Genomic DNA, 24318 nt, shown 5'->3' with positions numbered 1-24318 from the left:
AAAAAATTATTCTTAAAGCTAAATAGTTTTACATCAAAAGTAATAATATTATTTCTTGATTGCTATGTGCATTTTTTATCTTGCGAACATGCTATTTTTATCTCACTAAATAAACGATTTGGTGACATCGATGATAATGTTTCAGGTTAAATGTGTGCTTATTACTTGGGCCTTTATGGTACTGTATTTATTCATTAAATGGATGTTTGGTGGTTAATTATTATGGAAATATATGACAGAGAGAACATAAAGGTATACATGTTAACTAAAAGAATATTATTTTCTTTAATGCTAATAGTTTCACCATGCGTGGTGGCAAGCGAGAAAGCGCATGAATTGTATGACAGCATATACGGTGGTCAACCTGCGCCCGATGTTATAAATAGACTGCATAAAATGGCTGAATTGGGAGATGTCGACGCGCAGAGCCTGTTAGGCTGGGAATATTATCAGCCTCGCTTTGATACCAAACCTGATGTTCAGGAAGCGATTAAATGGTTTGAGTTAGCCGCTAAACACGGTGATAGAGAAGCTCCGTTAGCGCTGGGGAGTATCTACTACGACGGTGAGCTGGTGCGGGTGGATTATGCCAAAGCGTATGCACTATTTAATCAGGCCGCGCAATACGGTGTGAATTTAGCATGGTCCAGGTTGGGCATGATGTACGCCAATGGTCAGTATGTTGAGGTAGATTGTAAGAAAGCGAAGGAATATCTTGATAAAGGTGTCCACATTTATGGTGGCCCGGAAGACTTTCTGGCTACATGTCGAAAAGACATGATTGACAGAAAAACGGTTGACGATACGTTACCCGTGATCACGGTTACCCGTTCTGGGATGCGGGATAATTTTTTAGATAAAGGTTTTTCCTGCATGGATAGCCTCTTCGCCACCACCAATAAATTAGGCGAAGTGGCCAATCTTCGCGTGACATTCAGCATTCGTAGCCCATCCGGTAAGGAGATTAACCAAACGGTTGGCTTCGCGCCTTTCGGTTTAAACCGGCTGAATATTAGCTTTACTGATTACATATTTGATTCATTTACCAGTAATTCGTCTCTAATTCTTTATAAACCGGAATTTGAGCGAAAATCTTGTGCAACTGTAAGGACCACAATCGTTGCCGCAACGGCAACCATTAACGGCAAGGATGTGGAGTTGCTGAAAGCGGGGGCAATTGAACAAAAGTGGTAACGCTGCTCAGTCCCCGGCTGAGGCAAAACTAGCCCTGGCCGGAGGCGATAATAATCTAAGCCGCGAGAATATGCTGAATCGCTAAAAACATCGGTACAGCACCGAAAACATTGGGCCTCGCTGAAAGCTGAACAAAGCCGAGGCGAGTATAAAAGTTAATGGCGGCAGGGTCAGCATCAAGATAAACCCCTTTAATTGGTAATGCCCGGTGAATTATTTTTACATGTTCAAAAAAATCACATAGTAGGTCCTGACCAAAGCCCCGCTTTTGATATTTCCGCGCTACCCCTAACATGACTAATCTGACAACACCAATCTCTGAAGGTTGTGAACCCTGAAGGACGCCAGAAACGCGTTGTTTTTCCAGCGAATATGCCGTAAAAGTACAGATGCCAATCAGTTCACCACTTTGTCTGTCAATAAGAGCTTTAGCAGCACAGTCGCTATTACGCACACTTTTCTTTAGCGATGCGCGTACAAATTTATCGATAACAGGGTTACCGCAATCAAACTGTTTTTGCCCAGGATAAGTAATATCAGACTGATAATTACAGGAGAGGACTATGGGCAGAGTAATCTCTTCATGCTTGTCGACCATCGCTGTTTTTCCTTTTCATTAACGCCTTGAGGGCGAGCGTCGGTTGAGCAGGTTCAGCGATGAGTTGGTTCATCAGTTCCCAGCTTTGATTCGAAAGCTCACGGCGACGTTGGTTATCAAGCACACTTTCGGCGCGTTCCATAGCTGCGCTCAAAATAAAAGCGCTTAAATCTACCCCAACGGCTTGCGCAGCTTCACGAAGTTTGTTTTTGGCGTCGGGGCTGGTTTTGAGTTCAACCCGCGCATTTTTCAGCGTTTTATCGATATCGGGTAGAGCGACTGTTTTTCCAGGCATTATGACCTCTTTGATTAACTGAATGAAATCGTAGGGAGTCGATCTCATGCATAATACGGCTATCAACCGTGTGATTAATTTATGTGCATATGCTCACTCTGTCAAGAGATACGGTTATTAGCCGTATCTCTGATCTCAGACAATAAAAAAGGTGCCGTAGCACCTTTTTTATAGAGAGGTTGTATTACCACACAGCAGCCAGCAGCGTATGCGAGTCCGGCACCATAAAATCAACGGACATCATCACCGAGAGGGCAGTGATGGCGATGATAGAGAAGCCGAACAGCTTGCGCGCCCAGATTCGATCATCAGCAACTTTATAACCGCGCAGGGCCATACCTAACCACCAGACGCTCACCGCCGCGGCGACCACCAGATATTTATACCCAGCGTAACCGCCAAGAGAGAGCATCAGCGTGGCAACGGCAAAGGCGATGATATACAGCGTGATGTGATTCTTCGCCACCGAAATGCCTTTCACCACCGGCAGTACCGGAATGTTTGCGGCCTGATAATCCTTAAAGCGGAAAATGGCGATGGCATAAGAATGAGGCATCTGCCACAGGCTGAAGATAGCCAGCAGGATTGCTGCGCCGCTATCGAACTCGCCGGTTACCGCACAGTAGCCGATCACTGGCGGTGCTGCGCCGGAGAGCGAACCAATCAATGTGCCGTAGACCGAGTGGCGTTTCATGTACAGGCTGTAGACGCCGACATAAACCACAAAGCCCATCACCCCCAGCCAGCAGGCCAGCGGATTCGCGCCAAACCACAGCAGCATAAAGCCAGCAATACCCAGCAAGGTGGCGTACACCAGCGAGACAGCAGGAGAGATCAGGCCTTTAACCAGCACCCGATTCTTCGTCCTTTCCATCTTTCTGTCGATATCCCTGTCGATGTAGTTGTTAAACACACAACCCGACGCCACAACCAGTGACACCCCAACCAGCGTGTAGATAAACAGGGGATAATCAATGCTGCCCTTTGAGGCCAGCAGGAATCCCCCAATCACCGAGATCAGGTTGCCAAAGATGATGCCTGGTTTCGTTACTTGCAGGTATTGCTTAAACATCATAACCGCCGCTCTTAGTGCATCATCATGTTGTAGTTGAGGTTCCACATAATCCAGATGGAGCCTACAACCAGGATAGCGATGATTAGCACGGTGAAGACAAACGCCGTCATGTTCCAGCCTTCATCTGATTTGGTATTCATGTGCAGGAAGCACACCAGATGCACCAGAACCTGTACCACTGCCATTGCCAGGATTGTTCCCAGAATTACGGCCGGAGAGGCAGCTCCTGTCATCACCATCCAGAACGGAATCACCGTCAGAATGATCGACAGGATAAAGCCTGTCATGTAGGTTTTTACGCTGCCATGGGACGCGCCGCTGTGATCGGTAGAATGACTCATTACATCGCCCCCATCAGATAAACAACAGTGAACACACAGATCCAAACCACATCCAGGAAGTGCCAGAACAGGCTCAGGCACATGATGCGGGTACGGTTAGTGCTGGTCAGGCCGCGACGGGCGATTTGCACCATCAGCACCGCCATCCAGATAAGACCGGAAGTGACGTGCAGACCGTGCGTGCCGACCAGCGCAAAGAACGCTGACAGGAAGCCGCTGCGATCCGGACCCATGCCGTTAACAATCAGGTGATGGAATTCATAGATTTCCATCCCGATAAATCCGGCACCAAACAACCAGGTCAACGCCAGCCAGGAGATAACCTGGCTTTTGTTGTTTTTGTACATGGCGATAGCCGCCATGCCGTAGGTGATGGAGCTGAACAACAGCAAGAAAGTTTCAACCAGAACGAACGGCAGTTCGAAAATGTCCTTACCTGTCGGGCCGCCTGCGGTGCCGTTAACCAGAACGGCATAGGTAGCAAACAAGATAGAGAACAGAATGCAGTCGCTCATCAGGTAGATCCAAAATCCGAAGATTTTGGTTCCGCCTGCATCGTGGTGCCCGTGTTCGTGCGCGTGGGCAGTCGCGTGCGTCAAAGTATCAGTTGCCATTTTTCAGCCCTGCCTTAGTAATCTCATCGAAATGCTGGTTTTCCAGTTTTTCGATTTCTGCCACCGGCACGTAGTAATCCACGTCCTCGTCGAAGCTTTTCACGATCCAGGTGATGATCATGCCTGCGAAGCCAACAATCGCCAGCCACCAGATATGCCAGATCATGGCGAAACCGAAGATGGTGGAGAAAGCCGCAATGACGATACCGGCACCGCTGTTTTTCGGCATATGAATTTCTTCATAGTGGTCAGGCTTTTTGTACGCTTCGCCTTTCTCTTTCATTTCCCAGAATGCATCACGTTCGTGAACGTGCGGCACAACGGCAAAGTTATAGAACGGAGGCGGGGAAGAGGTTGCCCACTCCAGCGTACGGCCACCCCACGGGTCGCCAGTCAGGTCACGGTTCTGGTCGCGGTCACGAATAGAAACGTACATCTGAATAACGAGGCAGAGAATACCCAGCGCAATCAGTACCGCACCGCTGGCTGCAATCATCAGCATGGTGTGGAACTGCGGGTCAATCTGCTGGCTCAAACGACGGGTCATGCCCATGAAGCCCAGCGCATACAGTGGCATAAAGGCAACGAAGAAGCCGATGATCCAGAACCAGAACGCGCGTTTACCCCAGGTTTCGTTCAGTTTGAAACCGAACGCTTTAGGCCACCAGTAGGTCATCCCTGCGAAGCAGCCGAAGACCACGCCGCCGATGATCACGTTATGGAAGTGCGCAATCAGGAACAGGCTGTTATGCAGAACGAAGTCCGCGCCCGGTACTGCCAGCAGCACGCCAGTCATCCCGCCCACCGAGAAGGTGACGATAAAACCGATGGTCCACAGCATCGCAGAATGGAACACGATGCGGCCCTGATACATGGTGAACAGCCAGTTGAAGATCTTCACCCCGGTCGGGATGGCGATAATCATGGTGGTGATACCAAAGAAGGCGTTTACGTTCGCGCCCGCACCCATCGTAAAGAAGTGGTGCAGCCAGACGATGAACGACAGCACGGTGATACAGACGGTTGCCCATACCAGCGAGGTATAACCAAACAGACGTTTACGCGAGAAGGTTGCCGCAATTTCGGAGAACACACCGAAAACAGGCAGGATCAGGATGTAAACTTCCGGGTGGCCCCAGGCCCAAATCAGGTTGATGTACATCATCATGTTGCCACCCATATCGTTGGTAAAGAAATGGGTGCCCAGATAGCGATCCAGGGTCAACAACGCAACGGTAACCGTCAGAATTGGGAAGGAAGCAATAATCAGTACGTTCGCGCACAGTGATGCCCAGGTAAATACTGGCATCTTGAACATGGTCATGCCCGGTGCGCGCATCTTCAGAATGGTAACGAAGAAGTTGATACCGGTAAGCGTCGTACCTATACCGGATAGCTGGAGACTCCATATCCAGTAATCGACACCGACTCCCGGACTGTACTCTATTCCCGATAGCGGTGGATAGGCCAGCCAGCCGGTCTGCGCAAATTCGCCCACGCCGAGAGAAACGTTGACCAGAATCACACCAACAACGGTAAACCAGAAGCTTAAGTTGTTGAGGAACGGGAACGCAACGTCACGCGCGCCGATCTGCAGCGGAACCACCAGGTTCATCAGACCGATAACGAAAGGCATCGCCACGAAGAAGATCATAATCACGCCGTGCGCGGTGAAGATCTGATCGTAGTGGTGAGGAGGCAGGAAGCCCGCTTCGCCCGCCGAGGCAAGGGCCTGCTGGCTACGCATCATAATAGCGTCAGCAAAACCACGCAGCAACATCACAATCGCCACGATGATATACATGATACCTAGGCGTTTATGGTCGACGGAGGTCAGCCACTCTTTCCACAGGTAGGTCCACTTACCGAAGTAAGTGATCAGGCCAACGAGCGCCAGACCTCCCAAAATAATGCCAGCGATCGTAACCATGACGATAGGTTCATGGAACGGGACTGCATCAAGTGATAATTTTCCGAACATCTTTATTCTTCCTCAACCCCTTTAATGGGCGGATTCCGCGTGGCTCATGTCCATGCCTTCCATACCTTCGTGTGCACTGTGCTCACCTTCTGGCTGGGTCATGTCCATGCTCTTACCGTGAGCCATAAACTTGTTAATCACATCAGCAAACAAGTCTGGTTTCACGTTGGAGAAATATTCCACCTGGTTGTATTCGCTAGGCGCGGCCAGTTTTTCGAACGCTGCCATGTCAGACATGGTGTTCGGCGACTGTTTCGCTTTTGCGACCCATTGGTCGAATGCGGCGCGATCCGGTGTTGCAATAGCTTTGAACTTCATGCCTGAGAAGCCCGGGCCGCTGTAGCTGGCGGAGATACCGTCATAAGTACCGGGTTCGTTGGCGATCAGATGCAGGCGAGTCTGCATACCGGCCATGGCATAAATCTGGCTACCCAGACGCGGAATGAAGAAGGAGTTCATCACGGAGTTGGAGGTCACTTTGAAGTACACCGGAGTGTTCGCCGGGAAAGCGATTTCATTCACGGTAGCAATGCCCTGTTCCGGGTAGATGAAGAACCATTTCCAGTCCATGGAAACCACTTCGATGGTAATGGGCTTCTCGTCGTGTGCCAGCGGCTTGCTAGGCTCAAGAGCGTGAGTGGTTTTCCAGGTCAGTACCGCAAGGAAGATGATGATTAAGATAGGTACCGTCCAGACCACAGCTTCCACTTTATTGGAGTGTGACCAGTTCGGGCTGTACTTAGCATCTTTATTGCTCGCACGGTACTTCCAGGCGAAACCAACAGCCATCAAGATTGCGGGAATAACGACAATCAACATCAGGCCAAATGCCGTCAGTATCAGTGAACGTTGCTCCAGACCAATCTGTCCTTTGGGATCTAACAGCGCAGAATTACAGCCACTGAGCAATACAGTGCCTGCAAATAATGACAACCATCCCAAACTTTTATTGTATTTCCTGAGTCTCATTTAACGACCTCAATTCCACGGGATCTGGTGGCGTTTAAAGTGTGTGGGCATTTTACGGGAAGGTTACATTACTGTAAACATGATTAAATTCCTGTTACTTGGATTTGGCTTCCAGGTCACATATGTTGCAAAACATATCGGATTGATTTTAAGAAGCTGTTGCAAAAGGGCGTTATAACAAAAGGGGAGTGCAGAAGGAGTCTGGGCGGGCAATTGGTATAACCAATGCGAAATAAAACAATTATTTAACAAATAATTATCATTAAGGTGACAACTTGGTAGTGAGAAAATAAAGACTCATTTGCTGAATCGTGTAAGAAAAATAGAATTCATAAATAGCGTCAATAATTTCCAGACGCTAAGCCGCACAAAAGAACAAATATTAATAAGCGATGCTGATGTTTATTTAGCCGTAATAATTACGGCGAGTGATTACTACAGCTAAATAATATTTACAGATTACGTCAGATGCGTTTTTCGTAGCGCCAGATAATCCAGTAAACCACCAAGCACGACGCCAGAAAGGGCGACTAAAACCCCGACTTCCAGCAGAGCAGGCAGGAAAGAGAAGTGCGTCAAATCCAGCGCGTCCATCGTCAACAGCAGTAACCACACGGCCAACAGGCTGACGCCCGCCGCCAGTGTCCACATGGCAAAGGCATAACCTGCCGGATATTCGGTACGGGAGATAAAGTTGTCATTTACTCGTGTATATTCAAGCGTCTGGCGACAAATCAGCAGTAAAATAAGCCCTGGTACGGCAGCGGCGACGGAGAACAGATAGAATGTCGACCAGCCGTGTGCTTCAACAAACCAACCCGCCACGGGGCCGACATAAACTCGCCCTACAGCAGAAAGCGCTGAGAGCAGGGCAAATTGAGTAGCGGAAAATGACTTATTACACAGCGTCATTAACAGCGCGACAAAGGCTGATGTACCCATCCCGCCACAGAGGTTTTCGAAAAAGACGGCTGCACCCATGCTGTAGAGATGCTTATCAGTAATCGACAGCAGCCAGTAACCGGCGTTAGATGCACCTTGTAAAATGCCGAAAATCAGCAGTGCACGGAACAGCGACAGGCGCTGCATCAAAATCCCACCGTACAATGCGCCAACAATGGTCGCCAGTAAGCCAAGCGTTTTGTTAACCACGCCTACTTCACCCGCATCAAACCCGACGCCGCGAATCAAAAACGTGGTTGTCAGGCTCATAGCGAATGCGTCGCCCAGCTTATACAGCACGATAAGAAGCAAAATAAGCCAGGCATTATTGCGACCAAAGAAATCGCGCAGAGGTGCAACAACCGCTTGTTCCAGCGTTTTGGGCACAGGAATGGTGTCGGTGGGTTCTGGTGCAAGCAACGTCGCGATAATACAGGGGATCAACAGCGCCGCCATCAACCAGTACATGCCCTGCCAGCCCAGCCATTTATCTGCCAGCCACAGGGCTAAGCCGCCGGAAACCAGCATCCCTAAACGGTAACCCAGCACGCTGATTGCCGCGCCCGCACCACGTTCTTCTGCCGGGAGCACATCGGTTTTCCACGCATCGAAGACAATATCCTGGGAGGCAGAGCAAAAAGCGATCACCACCGCCAGTGCCGCCATCCAGCGGAGCTGGGTGCCTGGTTCGAGAAAACCCATCGCCGCAATGGCGACTAATAACAGAATTTGCGTGGCGAGCAGCCAACCGCGCCGCCGCCCGAAAAATGGGGGCGTGTAGCGGTCCATCAGTGGTGACCAGAGGAATTTAAAAACGTAAGCCTGGCCTACCAGAGAGAAGAAACCAATGGTTTTAAGATCGATATTCTCGACCGTCATCCAGGCCTGTAAGGTGCCGGATGTCAGGGCGAGCGGTAGCCCGGAAGCAAAACCCAGAATCAGCAATATGGCTGAACGCGGCTGTTGAAAAATACGTAAATATTGACTGGACATGGGCGTCTACAGGCCCGACTTGCACCGGGCCAGAGGGCAGAAATTAACGCGCGTTCTGCTTGATGAATTCGTGGATGCTGGTGTCCTGAGACATATCAGCGATGGTATCGGTCAGCACACTGTTAACCGCATCGGCGATATTTTTGTTGGAGGCCTGGAACGCACCTTCAACGTTGTAGCTGGCACGATAGTTTTTGGTCATTTTGTTGCCATTCTGCGCGGTAGCGATGATAGCGATATCCGCTTTGGTGGCGATGTTATAGCGCACGTTGCCCTGGGACACGTCAGCATACAGTTGGCTAACGATGATTTGCAGATTAACCGGGCCATTCGGACCAACCATGTAACCACGCGCGGTCATCTGTTTTTCCAGCACTTCTTGCAGCAGGAAACGCAGATCGCGGGAGGCGGTCAGGGTAACGATTTGATTATCGCGGGTGACTTTTGCCAGCGCCTGATCGGTACGCTGATCGGCACCATTAATGCTTACGGTGACGCCCATCAGGCTTGGATCCTGCTGTGGCAGTGTTATCGTCGGTGAAACTTCAATAGTTGTTGGCGGTTTTGCGCATCCTGCAAGCATAAACAGAGCAACTAACGGGAAGAGGATTTTTTTGAACATGTTCGGGCTCTCAGAGACTCTTAAGCGTGTTTGGTAAAAATTCCCGCCATCATAACATTGCCAACGGCGAGGGGAAGTGGGTAAGGCATGTAAATTCATCATGTTGACGAAATAATCGCCCCTGGTAAAAGAAACGCTGATGCGAGGCCTGTGTTTCAATCTTTAAATCAGTAAACTTCATACGCTTGACGGAAAAACCAGGACGAAACCTAAATATTTGTTGTTAAGCTGCAATGGAAACGGTAAAAGCGGCTAGTATTTAAAGGGATGGATGACATCTCAGCGTTGTCGGAGGAGATATTTCATGATGATACGTGAGCGGATAGAAGAAAAATTAAGGGCGGCGTTCCAACCCGTATTCCTCGAAGTAGTGGATGAAAGCTATCGTCACAATGTCCCAGCCGGCTCTGAAAGCCATTTTAAAGTTGTGCTGGTCAGCGATCGTTTTACGGGTGAACGTTTTCTGAATCGTCATCGAATGATTTACAGTACTTTAGCGGAGGAACTCTCTACTACCGTTCATGCGCTGGCTCTGCATACTTACACTATTAAGGAGTGGGAAGGGTTGCAGGACACCGTCTTTGCCTCTCCTCCCTGTCGTGGAGCAGGAAGCATCGCGTAAAAACGCATTTGCAACTGTCGGCGCTTTTCCAGTATGTTGCTAAAGATTTTATGAAAAACGGCCTGCGGGCCGTTTTGTTTTGTCTGGATTTTGCGCTTTTTGCCCAGCATTCAGACGAAAATTGCCCGGGAATTGTGAAAAAATACGCGACAGCGCGCAATAACCGTTCTCGACTCATAAAAGTGATGCCGCTATAATGCCGCGTCCTATTTGAATGCTTTCGGGATGATTCTGGTAACAGGGAATGTGATTGATTATAAGAACATCCCGGTTCCGCGAAGCCAACAACCTGTGCTTGCGGGGTAAGAGTTGACCGAGCACTGTGATTTTTTGAGGTAACAAGATGCAAGTTTCAGTTGAAACCACTCAAGGCCTTGGCCGCCGTGTAACGATTACTATCGCTGCTGACAGCATCGAGACCGCTGTTAAAAGCGAGCTGGTCAACGTTGCGAAAAAAGTACGTATTGACGGCTTCCGCAAAGGCAAAGTGCCAATGAATATCGTTGCTCAGCGTTATGGTGCGTCTGTACGCCAGGACGTTCTGGGTGACCTGATGAGCCGTAACTTCATTGACGCCATCATTAAAGAAAAAATCAATCCGGCTGGCGCACCGACTTATGTTCCGGGCGAATACAAGCTGGGTGAAGACTTCACCTACTCTGTAGAGTTTGAAGTTTATCCGGAAGTTGAACTGCAGGGTCTGGAAGCGATCGAAGTTGAAAAACCGATCGTTGAAGTGACCGACGCTGACGTTGACGGCATGCTGGATACTCTGCGTAAACAGCAGGCGACCTGGAAAGAAAAAGACGGCGCTGTTGAAGCAGAAGACCGCGTAACCATCGACTTCACCGGTTCTGTAGACGGTGAAGAGTTCGAAGGCGGTAAAGCGTCTGATTTCGTACTGGCGATGGGCCAGGGTCGTATGATCCCAGGCTTTGAAGACGGTATCAAAGGCCACAAAGCTGGCGAAGAGTTCACCATCGACGTGACCTTCCCGGAAGAGTACCACGCAGAAAACCTGAAAGGTAAAGCAGCGAAATTCGCTATCAACCTGAAGAAAGTTGAAGAGCGTGAACTGCCGGAACTGACTGCAGAATTCATCAAACGTTTCGGCGTTGAAGATGGTTCCGTAGAAGGTCTGCGCGCTGAAGTGCGTAAAAACATGGAGCGCGAGCTGAAGAGCGCCATCCGTAACCGCGTTAAGTCTCAGGCGATCGAAGGTCTGGTAAAAGCTAACGACATCGACGTACCGGCTGCGCTGATCGACAGCGAAATCGACGTTCTGCGTCGCCAGGCTGCACAGCGTTTCGGTGGCAACGAAAAACAAGCTCTGGAACTGCCGCGTGAACTGTTCGAAGAACAGGCTAAACGTCGCGTAGTTGTTGGCCTGCTGCTGGGCGAAGTTATCCGCACCAACGAGCTGAAAGCTGACGAAGAGCGCGTGAAAGGCCTGATCGAAGAGATGGCTTCTGCGTACGAAGATCCGAAAGAAGTTATCGAGTTCTACAGCAAAAACAAAGAACTGATGGACAACATGCGCAATGTTGCTCTGGAAGAACAGGCTGTTGAAGCTGTACTGGCGAAAGCGAAAGTGACTGAAAAAGAAACCACTTTCAACGAGCTGATGAACCAGCAGGCGTAATTTACGCAGCATAACGCGCTAAATTCGCACAAAGGCCCGTCACCGCCAGGTGGTGGGCTTTTTTTTGTCATGAATTTTGCATGGAACCGTGCGAAAAGCCTCTTTCGGTGTTAGCGTAACAACAAAAGATTGTTATGCTTGAAATATGGTGATGCCGTACCCATAACACAGGGACTAGCTGATAATCCGTCCATAAGGTTACAATCGGTACAGCAGGTTTTTTCAATTTTATCCAGGAGACGGAAATGTCATACAGCGGCGAACGAGATAACTTTGCACCCCATATGGCGCTGGTGCCGATGGTCATTGAACAGACCTCACGAGGTGAGCGCTCTTTTGATATCTATTCTCGTCTACTTAAGGAACGCGTCATTTTTCTGACTGGCCAGGTTGAAGACCACATGGCTAACCTGATTGTGGCGCAGATGCTGTTCCTGGAAGCAGAAAACCCAGAAAAAGATATCTATCTGTACATTAACTCTCCAGGCGGGGTGATTACTGCCGGGATGTCTATCTATGACACCATGCAGTTTATCAAGCCTGATGTCAGCACCATCTGTATGGGCCAGGCGGCCTCGATGGGCGCTTTCTTGCTGACTGCAGGGGCAAAAGGTAAACGTTTCTGCCTGCCGAATTCGCGCGTGATGATTCACCAGCCGTTGGGCGGCTACCAGGGCCAGGCGACCGATATCGAAATTCATGCCCGTGAAATTCTGAAAGTTAAAGGGCGCATGAATGAACTTATGGCGCTTCATACGGGTCAATCATTAGAACAGATTGAACGTGATACCGAGCGCGATCGCTTCCTTTCCGCCCCTGAAGCGGTGGAATACGGTCTGGTCGATTCGATTCTGACCCATCGTAATTGATGCCAGAGGCGCAACTGTGCCGCTATACTTATCCAGGGCGGCACAACGCTGTAAGCGGCTTGCGCCTGAGAATGGCATTTGCGTCGTCGTGTGCGGCACAAAGAACAAAGAAGAGGTTTTGACCCATGACAGATAAACGCAAAGATGGCTCAGGCAAATTGCTGTATTGCTCTTTTTGCGGCAAAAGCCAGCATGAAGTGCGCAAGCTGATTGCCGGTCCATCCGTGTATATCTGCGACGAATGTGTTGATTTATGTAACGACATCATTCGCGAAGAGATTAAAGAAGTTGCACCGCATCGTGAACGCAGTGCGCTACCGACGCCGCATGAAATTCGCAACCACCTGGACGATTACGTTATCGGTCAGGAACAGGCGAAAAAAGTGCTGGCGGTCGCGGTATACAACCACTACAAACGTCTGCGCAACGGAGATACCAGCAATGGCGTCGAGTTGGGCAAAAGTAACATTCTGCTGATCGGTCCGACCGGTTCCGGTAAAACGCTGCTGGCCGAAACGCTGGCGCGCCTGCTGGACGTTCCGTTCACCATGGCTGACGCAACCACGCTGACCGAAGCCGGTTATGTGGGCGAAGACGTTGAAAACATCATTCAGAAGCTGTTGCAGAAGTGCGATTACGACGTACAGAAAGCGCAGCGCGGGATTGTCTACATCGATGAAATTGACAAGATTTCTCGTAAGTCAGACAACCCGTCCATTACCCGAGACGTTTCCGGTGAAGGCGTACAGCAGGCACTGTTAAAACTGATCGAAGGTACGGTAGCTGCTGTTCCGCCGCAAGGTGGGCGTAAACATCCGCAGCAGGAATTCTTGCAGGTTGATACCTCTAAGATCCTGTTTATCTGTGGCGGTGCGTTTGCCGGTCTGGATAAAGTGATTTCCCATCGAGTAGAAACCGGTTCCGGCATTGGTTTTGGCGCGACGGTAAAAGCGAAGTCCGACAAAGCAAGCGAAGGTGAACTGCTGGCGCAGGTTGAACCGGAAGATCTGATCAAGTTTGGTCTGATCCCTGAGTTCATTGGTCGTCTGCCGGTTGTCGCAACGTTGAATGAACTGAGCGAAGAAGCTCTGATTCAGATCCTCAAAGAGCCGAAAAACGCCCTGACCAAGCAGTATCAGGCGCTGTTTAATCTGGAAGGTGTGGATCTGGAATTCCGTGACGAGGCGCTGGATGCTATCGCTAAGAAAGCGATGGCGCGTAAAACCGGTGCCCGTGGCCTGCGTTCCATCGTAGAAGCCGCACTGCTCGATACCATGTACGATCTGCCGTCCATGGAAGACGTCGAAAAAGTGGTTATCGACGAATCGGTAATTGATGGTCAAAGCAAGCCGTTGCTGATTTATGGCAAGCCGGAAGCGCAACAGGCATCTGGTGAATAATTAACCATTCCCATACAATTAGTTAACCAAAAAGGGGGGATTTTATCTCCCCTTTAATTTTTCCTCTATTCTCGGCGTTGAATGTGGGGGAAACATCCCCATATACTGACGTACATGTTAATAGATGGCGTGAAGCACAGTCGTGTCATCTGATTACCTGGCGGAAATTAAACTAAGAGAGAGCTCTATGAATCCTGAGCGTTCTGAACGCATTGAAATCCCCGTATTGCCGCTGCGCGATGTGGTGGTTTATCCGCACATGGTCATCCCCTTATTTGTCGGGCGGGAAAAATCTATCCGTTGTCTGGAAGCGGCGATGGACCATGATAAAAAAATTATGCTGGTCGCGCAGAAAGAAGCTTCAACGGATGAGCCGGGTGTAAACGATCTTTTCACCGTCGGGACCGTGGCCTCTATATTGCAGATGCTGAAACTGCCTGACGGCACCGTCAAAGTGCTGGTCGAGGGGTTACAGCGCGCGCGTATTTCTGCGCTCTCTGACAATGGCGAACACTTTTCTGCGAAGGCGGAGTATCTGGAGTCGCCGACCATTGATGAGCGGGAACAGGAAGTGCTGGTGCGTACTGCAATCAGCCAGTTCGAAGGCTACATCAAGCTGAACAAAAAAATTCCACCAGAAGTGCTGACGTCGCTGAATAGCATCGACGATCCGGCGCGTCTGGCGGATACCATTGCTGCACATATGCCGCTGAAACTGGCTGACAAACAGTCCGTTCTGGAGATGTCCGACGTTAACGAACGTCTGGAATATCTGATGGCAATGATGGAATCGGAAATCGATCTGCTGCAGGTTGAGAAACGCATTCGCAACCGTGTTAAAAAGCAGATGGAGAAATCCCAGCGTGAGTACTATCTGAACGAGCAAATGAAAGCTATTCAGAAAGAACTCGGTGAAATGGACGACGCGCCGGACGAAAACGAAGCCCTGAAGCGCAAAATCGACGCGGCGAAAATGCCGAAAGAGGCAAAAGAGAAAGCGGAAGCAGAGTTGCAGAAGCTGAAAATGATGTCTCCGATGTCGGCAGAAGCGACCGTAGTGCGTGGTTATATCGACTGGATGGTACAGGTACCGTGGAATGCGCGTAGCAAGGTCAAAAAAGACCTGCGTCAGGCGCAGGAAATCCTTGATACCGACCATTATGGTCTGGAGCGCGTGAAAGATCGCATCCTTGAGTATCTTGCGGTTCAAAGCCGTGTCAACAAAATCAAGGGACCGATCCTCTGCCTGGTAGGGCCACCGGGGGTAGGTAAAACGTCCCTGGGGCAGTCCATCGCCAAAGCCACCGGGCGTAAATATGTCCGTATGGCGCTGGGCGGCGTGCGTGATGAAGCGGAAATCCGTGGTCACCGCCGTACTTACATCGGTTCTATGCCGGGTAAACTGATCCAGAAAATGGCGAAAGTGGGCGTGAAAAACCCGCTGTTCCTGCTCGATGAGATCGACAAAATGTCTTCTGACATGCGAGGCGATCCGGCTTCCGCACTGCTTGAAGTGCTGGATCCAGAGCAGAACGTAGCGTTCAGCGACCACTACCTGGAAGTGGATTACGACCTTAGCGACGTGATGTTTGTCGCGACGTCGAACTCCATGAACATTCCGGCACCGCTGCTGGATCGTATGGAAGTGATTCGCCTCTCCGGTTATACCGAAGATGAAAAACTGAACATCGCCAAACGTCACCTGCTGCCGAAGCAGATTGAACGTAATGCACTGAAAAAAGGTGAGCTGACCGTCGACGATAGCGCCATTATCGGCATTATTCGTTACTACACCCGTGAGGCGGGCGTGCGTGGTCTGGAGCGTGAAATCTCCAAACTGTGTCGCAAAGCGGTTAAGCAGTTACTGCTCGATAAGTCATTAAAACATATCGAAATTAACGGCGATAACCTGCATGACTATCTCGGTGTTCAGCGTTTCGACTATGGTCGCGCGGATAACGAAAACCGTGTCGGTCAGGTAACTGGTCTGGCGTGGACGGAAGTGGGCGGTGACTTGCTGACCATTGAAACCGCGTGCGTTCCGGGTAAAGGCAAACTGACCTATACCGGATCGCTTGGCGAAGTGATGCAGGAGTCCATTCAGGCGGCGTTAACGGTGGTTCGTGCGCGTGCGGAAAAACTGGGGATCAACCCTGATTTTTATGAAAAACGCGACATCCACGTCCACGTACCGGAAGGTGCGACGCCGAAAGATGGTCCGAGTGCCGGTATTGCTATGTGCACCGCGCTGGTTTCTTGCCTGACCGGTAACCCGGTTCGTGCCGATGTGGCAATGACCGGTGAGATCACTCTGCGTGGTCAGGTACTGCCTATCGGTGGTTTGAAAGAAAAACTACTGGCAGCGCATCGCGGCGGGATTAAAACAGTGTTAATTCCGTTCGAAAATAAACGCGATCTGGAAGAGATTCCTGACAACGTAATTGCCGATCTGGATATTCATCCTGTGAAACGCATTGAGGAAGTTCTGACTCTGGCGCTGCAAAATGAACCGTCTGGCATGCAGGTTGTGACTGCAAAATAGTGACCTCGCGCAAAATGCACTAATAAAAACAGGGCTGGCAGGCTAATTCGGACTTGCCAGCCTTTTTTTGTCTCGCTAAGTTAGATGGCGGATTGGGCTTGCCCTTATTAAGGGGTGTTGTAAGGGGATGGCTGGCCTGATATAACTGCTGCGCGTTCGTACCTTGAAGGATTCAAGTGCGATATAAATTATAAAGAGGAAGAGAAGAGTGAATAAATCTCAATTGATCGACAAGATTGCTGCAGGGGCTGATATCTCTAAAGCTGCGGCTGGCCGTGCGTTAGATGCTATTATTGCTTCCGTAACTGAATCTCTGAAAGAAGGGGATGATGTAGCACTGGTAGGTTTTGGTACTTTTGCCGTTAAAGAGCGTGCTGCCCGTACTGGCCGCAACCCGCAGACCGGTAAAGAGATCACCATCGCTGCCGCTAAAGTACCGAGCTTCCGTGCAGGTAAAGCACTGAAAGACGCGGTAAACTAAGCGTTGTCCCCAGTGGGGATGTGACGAAGTTCAAGGGCGCATCTACTGATGTGCCTTTTTTATTTGTAATCGGTGACTTTCTGCGTCTTGTGGGCTGACAATTGCCCCCGTTTCTTGTCACAATAGGCCTTTGCGCGCATCGATACGTTGCGTGAGGTACACAGTCATCTACAGCGGAGTGTTGTTACACCATGATGGACAGCTTACGCACGGCTGCAAACAGTCTCGTGCTCAAGATTATTTTCGGTATCATTATCGTGTCGTTCATATTGACCGGCGTGAGTGGTTACCTGATTGGCGGAGGCAATAACTACGCCGCAAAAGTGAATGACCAGGAAATCAGCCGTGGGCAGTTCGAGAATGCCTTCAACAGCGAGCGTAATCGCATGCAGCAACAGCTGGGCGATCAATACTCTGAGCTTGCAGCGAACGAAGGCTATATGAAAACCCTGCGTCAACAGGTGCTGAATCGTCTGATCGACGAGGCGCTTCTGGATCAGTACGCTCGTGAGCTGAAACTGGGTATCAGTGATGAGCAGGTTAAACAGGCGATTTTCGCGACCCCAGCCTTCCAGGTTGACGGCAAATTTGATAACAGCCGCTATAACGGTATCCTCAACCAGATGGGGATGACCGCCGATCAGTACGCCCAGGCGCTACGTAACCAGCTCACTACCCAACAGCTGATTAACGGCGTTGCCGGTACCGATTTTATGCTGAAAGGTGAAACCGACGAGCTGGCGGCACTGGTAGCTCAACAACGCGTGGTACGTGAAGCGACTATCGATGTTAACGCGCTGGCGGCGAAGCAGCCTGTGACCGAACAGGAAATTGCCAGCTACTACGAACAAAACAAAAACAATTTCATGACGCCGGAACAATTCCGCGTGAGTTACATCAAGCTGGATGCCGCAACGATGCAGCAACCGGTTAGCGATGCGGATATCCAGAGCTACTACGATCAGCATCAGGATCAATTCACCCAGCCGCAGCGTACCCGCTACAGCATCATCCAGACCAAAACTGAAGATGAAGCGAAAGCGGTACTTGATGAGCTGAATAAAGGCGGTGATTTTGCTGCGTTAGCCAAAGAAAAATCTGCCGATATTATCTCTGCCCGTAACGGCGGCGATATGGGTTGGTTAGAAGATGCCACTATCCCGGACGAACTGAAAAATGCTGGTCTGAAAGAAAAAGGCCAACTCTCTGGTGTCATCAAATCTTCGGTCGGTTTCCTGATTGTACGTCTGGACGACATTCAGCCAGCGAAAGTGAAGTCGTTAGACGAAGTGCGTGACGATGTCGCGGCGAAAGTGAAACACGAAAAAGCCCTCGATGCGTACTACGCACTGCAGCAGAAAGTGAGCGATGCAGCAAGCAATGATACCGAGTCTCTGGCCGGTGCAGAGCAAGCTGCCGGCGTTAAAGCCACTCAGACGGGTTGGTTCAGCAAAGATAACCTGCCGGAAGAGTTGAACTTCAAGCCGGTTGCTGACGCTATCTTCAACGGCGGTCTGGTAGGTGAAAACGGTGCGCCGGGCATCAACTCTGACATCATCACCGTAGACGGCGACCGCGCATTCGTGCTGCGCATCAGCGAGCACAAACCGGAAGCGGTGAAACCGTTGGCAGATGTTCAGGAACAAGTTAAGGCACTGGTTCAGCACAACAAAGCTGAACAACAGGCGAAAGTGGATGCTGAGAAACTGCTGGTTGATTTGAAAGCCGGCAAAGGTGCGGAAGCTATGCAGGCTGCCGGTCTGAAATTTGGCGAGCCGAAAACCTTAAGCCGTTCCGGTCGTGACCCGATTAGCCAGGCGGCGTTTGCACTGCCACTGCCAGCGAAAGACAAACCGAGCTACGGTATGGCGACCGATATGCAAGGTAATGTGGTTCTGCTGGCGCTGGACGAAGTGAAACAAGGTTCAATGCCGGAAGATCAGAAAAAAGCGATGGTGCAGGGTATCACCCAGAACAACGCACAAATCGTCTTTGAAGCGCTGATGAGTAACCTGCGTAAAGAGGCGAAAATCAAAATTGGCGATGCGCTGGAACAGCAATAATCCTGAAGCCGCCTCGCAAAAAAATGCTTTGCAGCTGTAACAAGAAAAGGTCGCTTTCGCGGCCTTTTCCATTTCTGAACATTGCCATTTGTTTACTGTTTTCACTGCCGTTAAGGTGATTCCACTGTTAACAAACAAGGAGAAAACAGTATGAAACACGGAATTAAAGCACTGCTCATTACCCTGTCCCTGGCCTGTGCCGGAATGTCTCATAGTGCTCTGGCGGCAGCTCCTGCGGCGAAACCGACAACGGTAGAAACCAAAGCGGAGGCTCCTGCAGCACAAAGTAAAGCAGCAGTTCCGGCGAAAGCCAGTGACGAAGAAGGCACCCGGGTCAGCATTAATAATGCCAGCGCGGAAGAGTTAGCCCGCGCGATGAATGGCGTTGGCCTGAAGAAAGCGCAGGCGATTGTCAGTTATCGCGAAGAGTACGGTCCGTTTAAAACGGTGGAGGATCTCAAGCAGGTGCCGGGGATGGGCAATTCGCTGGTGGAACGTAATCTGGCGGTATTAACCCTGTAATTAATTTGCATAGTGGCAATTTTTTGCCAGACTGAAGAGGTCATACCAGTTATGACCTCTGTACTTATAACAGTTTTTATAAAAACAACGTAAGGTTATTGCGCTATGCAAACACAAATCAAAGTTCGTGGATATCATCTCGACGTTTACCAGCACGTAAACAACGCCCGCTACCTTGAATTTCTCGAAGAAGCCCGCTGGGATGGGTTGGAAAATAGCGACAGTTTTCAGTGGATGACGGCCCATAACATCGCCTTCGTCGTGGTCAATATCAATATTAACTATCGTCGCCCGGCGGTATTAAGCGACCTGTTAACTATTACCAGTCAGTTGCAGCAATTAAACGGTAAAAGTGGCATCTTAAGCCAGGTCATTACACTGGAGCCGGAAGGGCAGGTAGTAGCGGATGCGCTTATTACGTTTGTTTGTATTGATCTTAAAACGCAGAAAGCATTAGCTCTGGAAGGGGAATTGCGCGAAAAGCTGGAGCAGATGGTTAAGTAAACGTTTTGTGGTGCCGGATGCTCAAGCCGCATCCGGCGACACCCGGAATAATTAATTCAACCCGGTTTTCTGCTTCATCGCTGCCATCACCGTCGGTTTATCGGCCAGATAATGATTCAAACCGTTGGCGCGTAAATTACATGCCGCACAATGACCGCAACCGTCGCCTTTAATGCCGTTATAGCAGGTCAGCGTTTCGTTACGGACTAAATCCAGCTTGCCGTAATAATCTGCCAGCGCCCAGGTTTCCGCTTTATCAATCCACATCAGCGGCGTTTCAAAACGAATATCTTTCGCCATGCCTAAACTGACGGCATGGTTTAGTGCTTTCACAAACTCATCGCGGCAATCCGGGTAGCCGGAGAAATCCGTTTCGCAGACGCCGGTAATCACCGCTTCTGCTTTTACCTGATACGCATATATTGCCGCCAGTGTCAGGAACAAAATATTACGCCCAGGGACAAACGTATTCGGGATGCCATCAGCTTCAGGTTCATAATCAGGCACTGGAATGCTGTCACGCGTCAGGCTGCTGACCGCCAGCTCGTTGAGCAGCGTTACATCAAGAACCTTATGCGCGCGTGCCCCCAGTTTCAGCGCCAGTTCGCGTGCCACGTCGATTTCTGCGCGATGTCGCTGACCGTAATCGAACGTCACGCAATGGACTTCATCATATTGTTGTAATGCCTGCACCAGACAGGTGGTGGAATCCTGGCCTCCACTGAACACAACGACAGCACGTTTCATAGATAATCCTGCTTGAACAATAAAAGCGTTATGGTAACGCCTGCGATTAACCCGGACCAGCTATTCATTGCGACGGCGCGGGAAGCCAGGCTTCGGTAAATTCAAACCAGCCGCGCGGTGTCAGTCGCACACCGTTCACGCCGGGAGGGGCACTAATGCGATAGTGATAGTTGAATAGCGGCGTCAGCGTCGCGTCTGCCATTAACTGGCTAAAAACCGCTTTCAGGGCATTAAATCGGTTTTCCTCATCAGGCATTACTTGCACCGCGTCCAGTGTCGATTGCAAATGTGCATATGCTGGAGCGTCGAAAACATGTGGCCACAGTGGATCGCAACGCAGCCATTGCTCCAGGGTATATTCCGGTGCTTCGCCAATTAATCTGTCGCCCATCATGAGGTCTGCGTGTGCCAGTAGGGTCGTGTCGTCCCAGTTTTTTGCGTTATGAAAAATAATTGTGAGTTCACAGCCTTCCGCTGCCAGTGTCGCCTGTAGACGTTCTGCCATGGTATGAAGTTCTATCGGTAGGTGATAAACCAGCGTCAAGGTTTTCGGTAGTTTGACCTCATCCGGTACTTGCCATTGCGGAATAGTCCAGCCTGGCAGTAATGCATGACTGGCGGTGATCAGGTTTTCTCCGACTTCTAACGTTTGTAATAAACCGGATTGATGAATAATGGAGATCACTTTTCGCGCCTGCCAGAGGGACAGTCGGGGACTTTTGCGCAACGTTAAATAGCAAAAACCTAAACTGATGCCACTACTGACCTGGCTGACCCGTTGCAGCTCCTCCGGTTTGCCGATGGTGATTTGCACGGGATGCCGACAACTGGTTCCCAAATCTTTTTCGAAAAGCGGCGGAGTTATCCAGTACTCAACCGCTTTAAGCAGCGGATGACGTAAATGGTAATAATCATGGCTTTCCAGGCGCACCAGTTCCGCTGTGAATTGTGTTAAGCGAAAAGGACCCGTGCCGATCAGGGGGAATTGCGGATGCGCCAGATGGCTGCAATAGCTCGCCAGCCGGTGCGCAAGCCAGTAATCGGGGCGATGTAAAAAGAAGGTCAGACACTGCGGATGGGTGACTTCAATACGCTTCACGCTAATAAATAATTGATCCAGTGCTGGCAGTTGTAACAGCATCAATAACCGCTGGTGTAAGTGGGAGGCTTTTACTGCATCGCCGTTATGCCAGTGTAAGGTTGAGCGAAGATAAAAATCCCAGCGTAACCCGTCAGTAGAGGTTTCCCAGTGATGCGCTAAATCGCCAATCGGGCGCTGGGTATTATTATCGAAGCGGGTCAGGCCGGAAAATATCTGCCCGGCCAGATGCTGCTCGGCACGGCCGGGCAAAAAGCCCGGTTGTAGCGGTTCGAGCGGGCGATAGTAGGGAATACGCAACGTGGGCGTATCGTTTTGCCATTGTCCGCCCATAAACGGCTGTAACAGAGTGCGCAGCTCACCTGGGGCCAGTTGCGCCAGCTCCAGCACATCTTGCTGCTTTCCGGTTTCCAGCGCCTGTTCCATCATCGCATTGCGTAGCGATTCTGGCGTGACCAGAAAGCGTAATTGTCCGCGCTTTCCGCGTCCTGACTGCGCCTGCCACTCCAGCCATCCCGCCTCCTGTGCCTGACGCAACAGCGTACGAACATGGCGTTCGCTGCAAAAACAGCGTTCGGCCAGTTCGCTGACGGTGACGGTTTGCGGCTTTCCGGCGGAAGGTTGCCACAGACGTTGATACTGGTTAAGACGGTTGAGCAGTCGCATATAAACCCGGAACAATATTATTTAACTATTCACTATTACTTCCGTATATATCAGGTGATACTCAATCACAATTAACCGTGTCACAGAGTGGAGAAAGAAATGGCTCGTCTGGCAGCATTTGATATGGATGGCACTTTATTGATGCCTGACCATCATTTAGGTGAGAAAACCCTCTCTACTTTGGCGCGGCTGCGTGAACGCGACATTACCCTCACTTTTGCCACGGGGCGTCATGCGCTGGAGATGCAGCATATTCTCGGGGCGCTATCGCTGGATGCATATTTGATTACTGGCAACGGAACGCGCGTGCATTCTCTGGAAGGTGAACTTTTACATCGTGATGATTTACCTGCGGATGTCGCGGAGCTGGTGCTGTATCAGCAATGGGATACCCGAGCCAGCATGCATATCTTCAATGACGACGGTTGGTTTACCGGGAAAGAGATCCCTGCGTTGTTGCAGGCATTTGTCTATAGCGGTTTTCGTTATCAGATAATCGATGTCAAAAAAATGCCACTCGGCAGCGTCACCAAGATCTGCTTCTGTGGCGATCACGACGATCTTACACGCTTGCAGATCCAGCTATACGAAGCATTAGGCGAGCGTGCACATTTATGTTTTTCCGCCACGGATTGCCTCGAAGTGCTGCCGGTGGGCTGCAATAAAGGCGCTGCATTGACGGTGCTGACCCAACATTTAGGTTTATCGTTACGCGATTGCATGGCCTTTGGTGATGCGATGAACGATCGCGAAATGTTAGGCAGTGTCGGTAGCGGATTTATTATGGGCAATGCGATGCCGCAACTGCGCGCGGAGCTCCCGCATTTACCGGTGATTGGACATTGCCGAAATCAGGCTGTCTCTCACTATTTGACGCACTGGCTGGACTATCCACATCTACCTTATTCCCCCGAATAACGAGATCCCTTCCAGCACCGGGCAATTGCCCGGTTTTTTTTGCGTTGAATTTGTCATTTTGTGCCGTGGTGCTTAAACCGCACAGAATAAATTGTCGCGATTTCACCTTTAAAATAGAATTAAAAGAGAAAAAAATTCTCTGTGGAAGGGCTATGTTAGATAAAATTGACCGTAAGCTGCTGGCCTTGCTACAGCAGGATTGCACCCTCTCTTTGCAGGCACTGGCTGAAGCCGTTAATCTGACAACCACCCCCTGCTGGAAGCGTCTGAAACGGCTGGAGGACGACGGTATCCTTATCGGCAAAGTCGCCCTGCTGGATCCGGAAAAAATAGGCCTCGGCCTGACCGCCTTTGTGCTGATAAAAACGCAACATCACAGCAGCGAATGGTATTGCCGCTTTGTCACGGTGGTTACCGAAATGCCAGAAGTGCTGGGGTTCTGGCGCATGGCCGGTGAATACGATTATCTGATGCGCGTCCAGGTTGCCGACATGAAACGCTACGACGAGTTTTATAAGCGTCTGGTAAACAGCGTGCCGGGGCTGTCGGACGTCACTTCCAGCTTCGCGATGGAACAGATTAAATACACCACTTCTTTACCCATCGAATAAATATCCAG

Annotated in this window: 23 protein-coding genes; 12 read left to right on the top strand and 11 right to left on the bottom strand. The window is 50.2% G+C overall.

What is annotated here, in order from left to right; translation table 11 throughout:
* The first annotated feature begins 258 nt into the window (after nt 1-258).
* Nucleotides 259-1194, top strand: a complete 936-nt coding sequence (locus ACJHWR_RS18550; protein ID WP_012311701.1) for a tetratricopeptide repeat protein — start codon at nt 259-261, stop codon at nt 1192-1194.
* 55 nt (nt 1195-1249) lie between these two features.
* On the opposite strand, the gene ACJHWR_RS18545 is transcribed toward ACJHWR_RS18550, so the two are convergent.
* The 9 genes from ACJHWR_RS18545 to ACJHWR_RS18505 all read right to left on the bottom strand — a co-directional run bounded on the left by ACJHWR_RS18545 (nt 1250) and on the right by ACJHWR_RS18505 (nt 9624).
* Complete coding sequence (locus ACJHWR_RS18545; protein ID WP_000227787.1) at nt 1250-1792, bottom strand: GNAT family N-acetyltransferase; 543 nt, start codon at nt 1790-1792, stop codon at nt 1250-1252.
* Nucleotides 1776-2087 carry a DUF1778 domain-containing protein gene (locus ACJHWR_RS18540; RefSeq protein WP_001353405.1) on the bottom strand — a complete coding sequence of 104 codons (312 nt, stop codon included), beginning with the start codon at nt 2085-2087 and terminating at the stop codon, nt 1776-1778. Before ACJHWR_RS18540 ends, ACJHWR_RS18545 begins: the two co-directional genes overlap by 17 nt.
* Nucleotides 2088-2271: 184 nt before the next feature.
* Nucleotides 2272-3162: a heme o synthase gene (cyoE, locus tag ACJHWR_RS18535; RefSeq protein ID WP_000971336.1), complete on the bottom strand. Its 891-nt coding sequence runs from the start codon at nt 3160-3162 to the stop codon at nt 2272-2274.
* 11 nt (nt 3163-3173) lie between these two features.
* Nucleotides 3174-3503 (bottom strand): cytochrome o ubiquinol oxidase subunit IV, encoded by a 330-nt coding sequence (locus tag ACJHWR_RS18530; RefSeq protein WP_000019869.1) that lies wholly within the window; start codon nt 3501-3503, stop codon nt 3174-3176.
* Nucleotides 3503-4117, bottom strand: a complete 615-nt coding sequence (locus ACJHWR_RS18525; RefSeq protein ID WP_000179819.1) for a cytochrome o ubiquinol oxidase subunit III — start codon at nt 4115-4117, stop codon at nt 3503-3505. Before ACJHWR_RS18525 ends, ACJHWR_RS18530 begins: the two co-directional genes overlap by 1 nt.
* Nucleotides 4107-6098 (bottom strand): cytochrome o ubiquinol oxidase subunit I, encoded by a 1992-nt coding sequence (cyoB, locus tag ACJHWR_RS18520; RefSeq protein WP_000467180.1) that lies wholly within the window; start codon nt 6096-6098, stop codon nt 4107-4109. The genes ACJHWR_RS18525 and cyoB overlap by 11 nt, the downstream gene beginning before the upstream one ends.
* Before the next feature lie 21 nt (nt 6099-6119).
* Nucleotides 6120-7067, bottom strand: a complete 948-nt coding sequence (gene cyoA / locus ACJHWR_RS18515) for a cytochrome o ubiquinol oxidase subunit II (protein ID WP_001239436.1) — start codon at nt 7065-7067, stop codon at nt 6120-6122.
* Nucleotides 7068-7526: 459 nt separating this feature from the next.
* Entirely contained in the window at nt 7527-9002 is a 1476-nt protein-coding gene (gene ampG / locus ACJHWR_RS18510; RefSeq protein WP_000098423.1) for a muropeptide MFS transporter AmpG, read from the bottom strand.
* Between the two features lie 43 nt (nt 9003-9045).
* The gene (locus ACJHWR_RS18505) at nt 9046-9624 is read right to left on the bottom strand and encodes a lipoprotein (protein ID WP_001295326.1); all 579 of its coding nucleotides are present in this window, start codon (nt 9622-9624) and stop codon (nt 9046-9048) included.
* A 304-nt stretch (nt 9625-9928) separates the two neighbouring features.
* Between ACJHWR_RS18505 and bolA the strand changes: the two genes are divergently transcribed.
* The 9 genes from bolA to fadM all read left to right on the top strand — a co-directional run bounded on the left by bolA (nt 9929) and on the right by fadM (nt 20269).
* Nucleotides 9929-10246 carry a transcriptional regulator BolA gene (gene bolA / locus ACJHWR_RS18500; RefSeq protein ID WP_000973448.1) on the top strand — a complete coding sequence of 106 codons (318 nt, stop codon included), beginning with the start codon at nt 9929-9931 and terminating at the stop codon, nt 10244-10246.
* A 343-nt stretch (nt 10247-10589) separates the two neighbouring features.
* The gene (tig, locus tag ACJHWR_RS18495; RefSeq protein WP_001198386.1) at nt 10590-11888 is read left to right on the top strand and encodes a trigger factor; all 1299 of its coding nucleotides are present in this window, start codon (nt 10590-10592) and stop codon (nt 11886-11888) included.
* Between the two features lie 245 nt (nt 11889-12133).
* A complete protein-coding gene (gene clpP, locus ACJHWR_RS18490; protein ID WP_000122253.1) occupies nt 12134-12757 on the top strand; it encodes an ATP-dependent Clp endopeptidase proteolytic subunit ClpP in 624 nt (207 codons plus the stop codon).
* Between the two features lie 125 nt (nt 12758-12882).
* A complete protein-coding gene (gene clpX, locus ACJHWR_RS18485) occupies nt 12883-14157 on the top strand; it encodes an ATP-dependent protease ATP-binding subunit ClpX (protein ID WP_000130305.1) in 1275 nt (424 codons plus the stop codon).
* 187 nt (nt 14158-14344) lie between these two features.
* Nucleotides 14345-16699, top strand: a complete 2355-nt coding sequence (lon, locus tag ACJHWR_RS18480; RefSeq protein ID WP_001295325.1) for an endopeptidase La — start codon at nt 14345-14347, stop codon at nt 16697-16699.
* A 190-nt stretch (nt 16700-16889) separates the two neighbouring features.
* Nucleotides 16890-17180 carry a nucleoid-associated protein HU-beta gene (gene hupB, locus ACJHWR_RS18475; protein ID WP_254892905.1) on the top strand — a complete coding sequence of 97 codons (291 nt, stop codon included), beginning with the start codon at nt 16890-16892 and terminating at the stop codon, nt 17178-17180.
* A 191-nt stretch (nt 17181-17371) separates the two neighbouring features.
* Complete coding sequence (gene ppiD / locus ACJHWR_RS18470; protein WP_000969382.1) at nt 17372-19243, top strand: peptidylprolyl isomerase; 1872 nt, start codon at nt 17372-17374, stop codon at nt 19241-19243.
* A 150-nt stretch (nt 19244-19393) separates the two neighbouring features.
* Nucleotides 19394-19765: a helix-hairpin-helix domain-containing protein gene (locus ACJHWR_RS18465; RefSeq protein ID WP_000680294.1), complete on the top strand. Its 372-nt coding sequence runs from the start codon at nt 19394-19396 to the stop codon at nt 19763-19765.
* Between the two features lie 105 nt (nt 19766-19870).
* Nucleotides 19871-20269 (top strand): long-chain acyl-CoA thioesterase FadM, encoded by a 399-nt coding sequence (gene fadM, locus ACJHWR_RS18460; protein WP_001194534.1) that lies wholly within the window; start codon nt 19871-19873, stop codon nt 20267-20269.
* A 51-nt stretch (nt 20270-20320) separates the two neighbouring features.
* On the opposite strand, the gene queC is transcribed toward fadM, so the two are convergent.
* The gene (gene queC, locus ACJHWR_RS18455) at nt 20321-21016 is read right to left on the bottom strand and encodes a 7-cyano-7-deazaguanine synthase QueC (protein ID WP_000817228.1); all 696 of its coding nucleotides are present in this window, start codon (nt 21014-21016) and stop codon (nt 20321-20323) included.
* Between the two features lie 64 nt (nt 21017-21080).
* Complete coding sequence (locus tag ACJHWR_RS18450; RefSeq protein ID WP_001238237.1) at nt 21081-22781, bottom strand: SgrR family transcriptional regulator; 1701 nt, start codon at nt 22779-22781, stop codon at nt 21081-21083.
* 99 nt (nt 22782-22880) lie between these two features.
* On the opposite strand from ACJHWR_RS18450, the gene cof reads away from it, so the two are divergent.
* Nucleotides 22881-23699, top strand: a complete 819-nt coding sequence (gene cof, locus ACJHWR_RS18445; protein ID WP_000113027.1) for an HMP-PP phosphatase — start codon at nt 22881-22883, stop codon at nt 23697-23699.
* Between the two features lie 152 nt (nt 23700-23851).
* Nucleotides 23852-24310 (top strand): DNA-binding transcriptional regulator DecR, encoded by a 459-nt coding sequence (gene decR / locus ACJHWR_RS18440; protein WP_000884589.1) that lies wholly within the window; start codon nt 23852-23854, stop codon nt 24308-24310.
* Nucleotides 24311-24318: the final 8 nt, after the last annotated feature.

Source organism: Escherichia sp. WS568, from assembly GCF_046486085.1.
Classification (GTDB): domain Bacteria; phylum Pseudomonadota; class Gammaproteobacteria; order Enterobacterales; family Enterobacteriaceae; genus Escherichia; species Escherichia coli.
The sequence above is the reverse complement of the archived record's forward strand: the minus strand, read 5'-3'. Positions and strand labels throughout refer to the sequence as shown.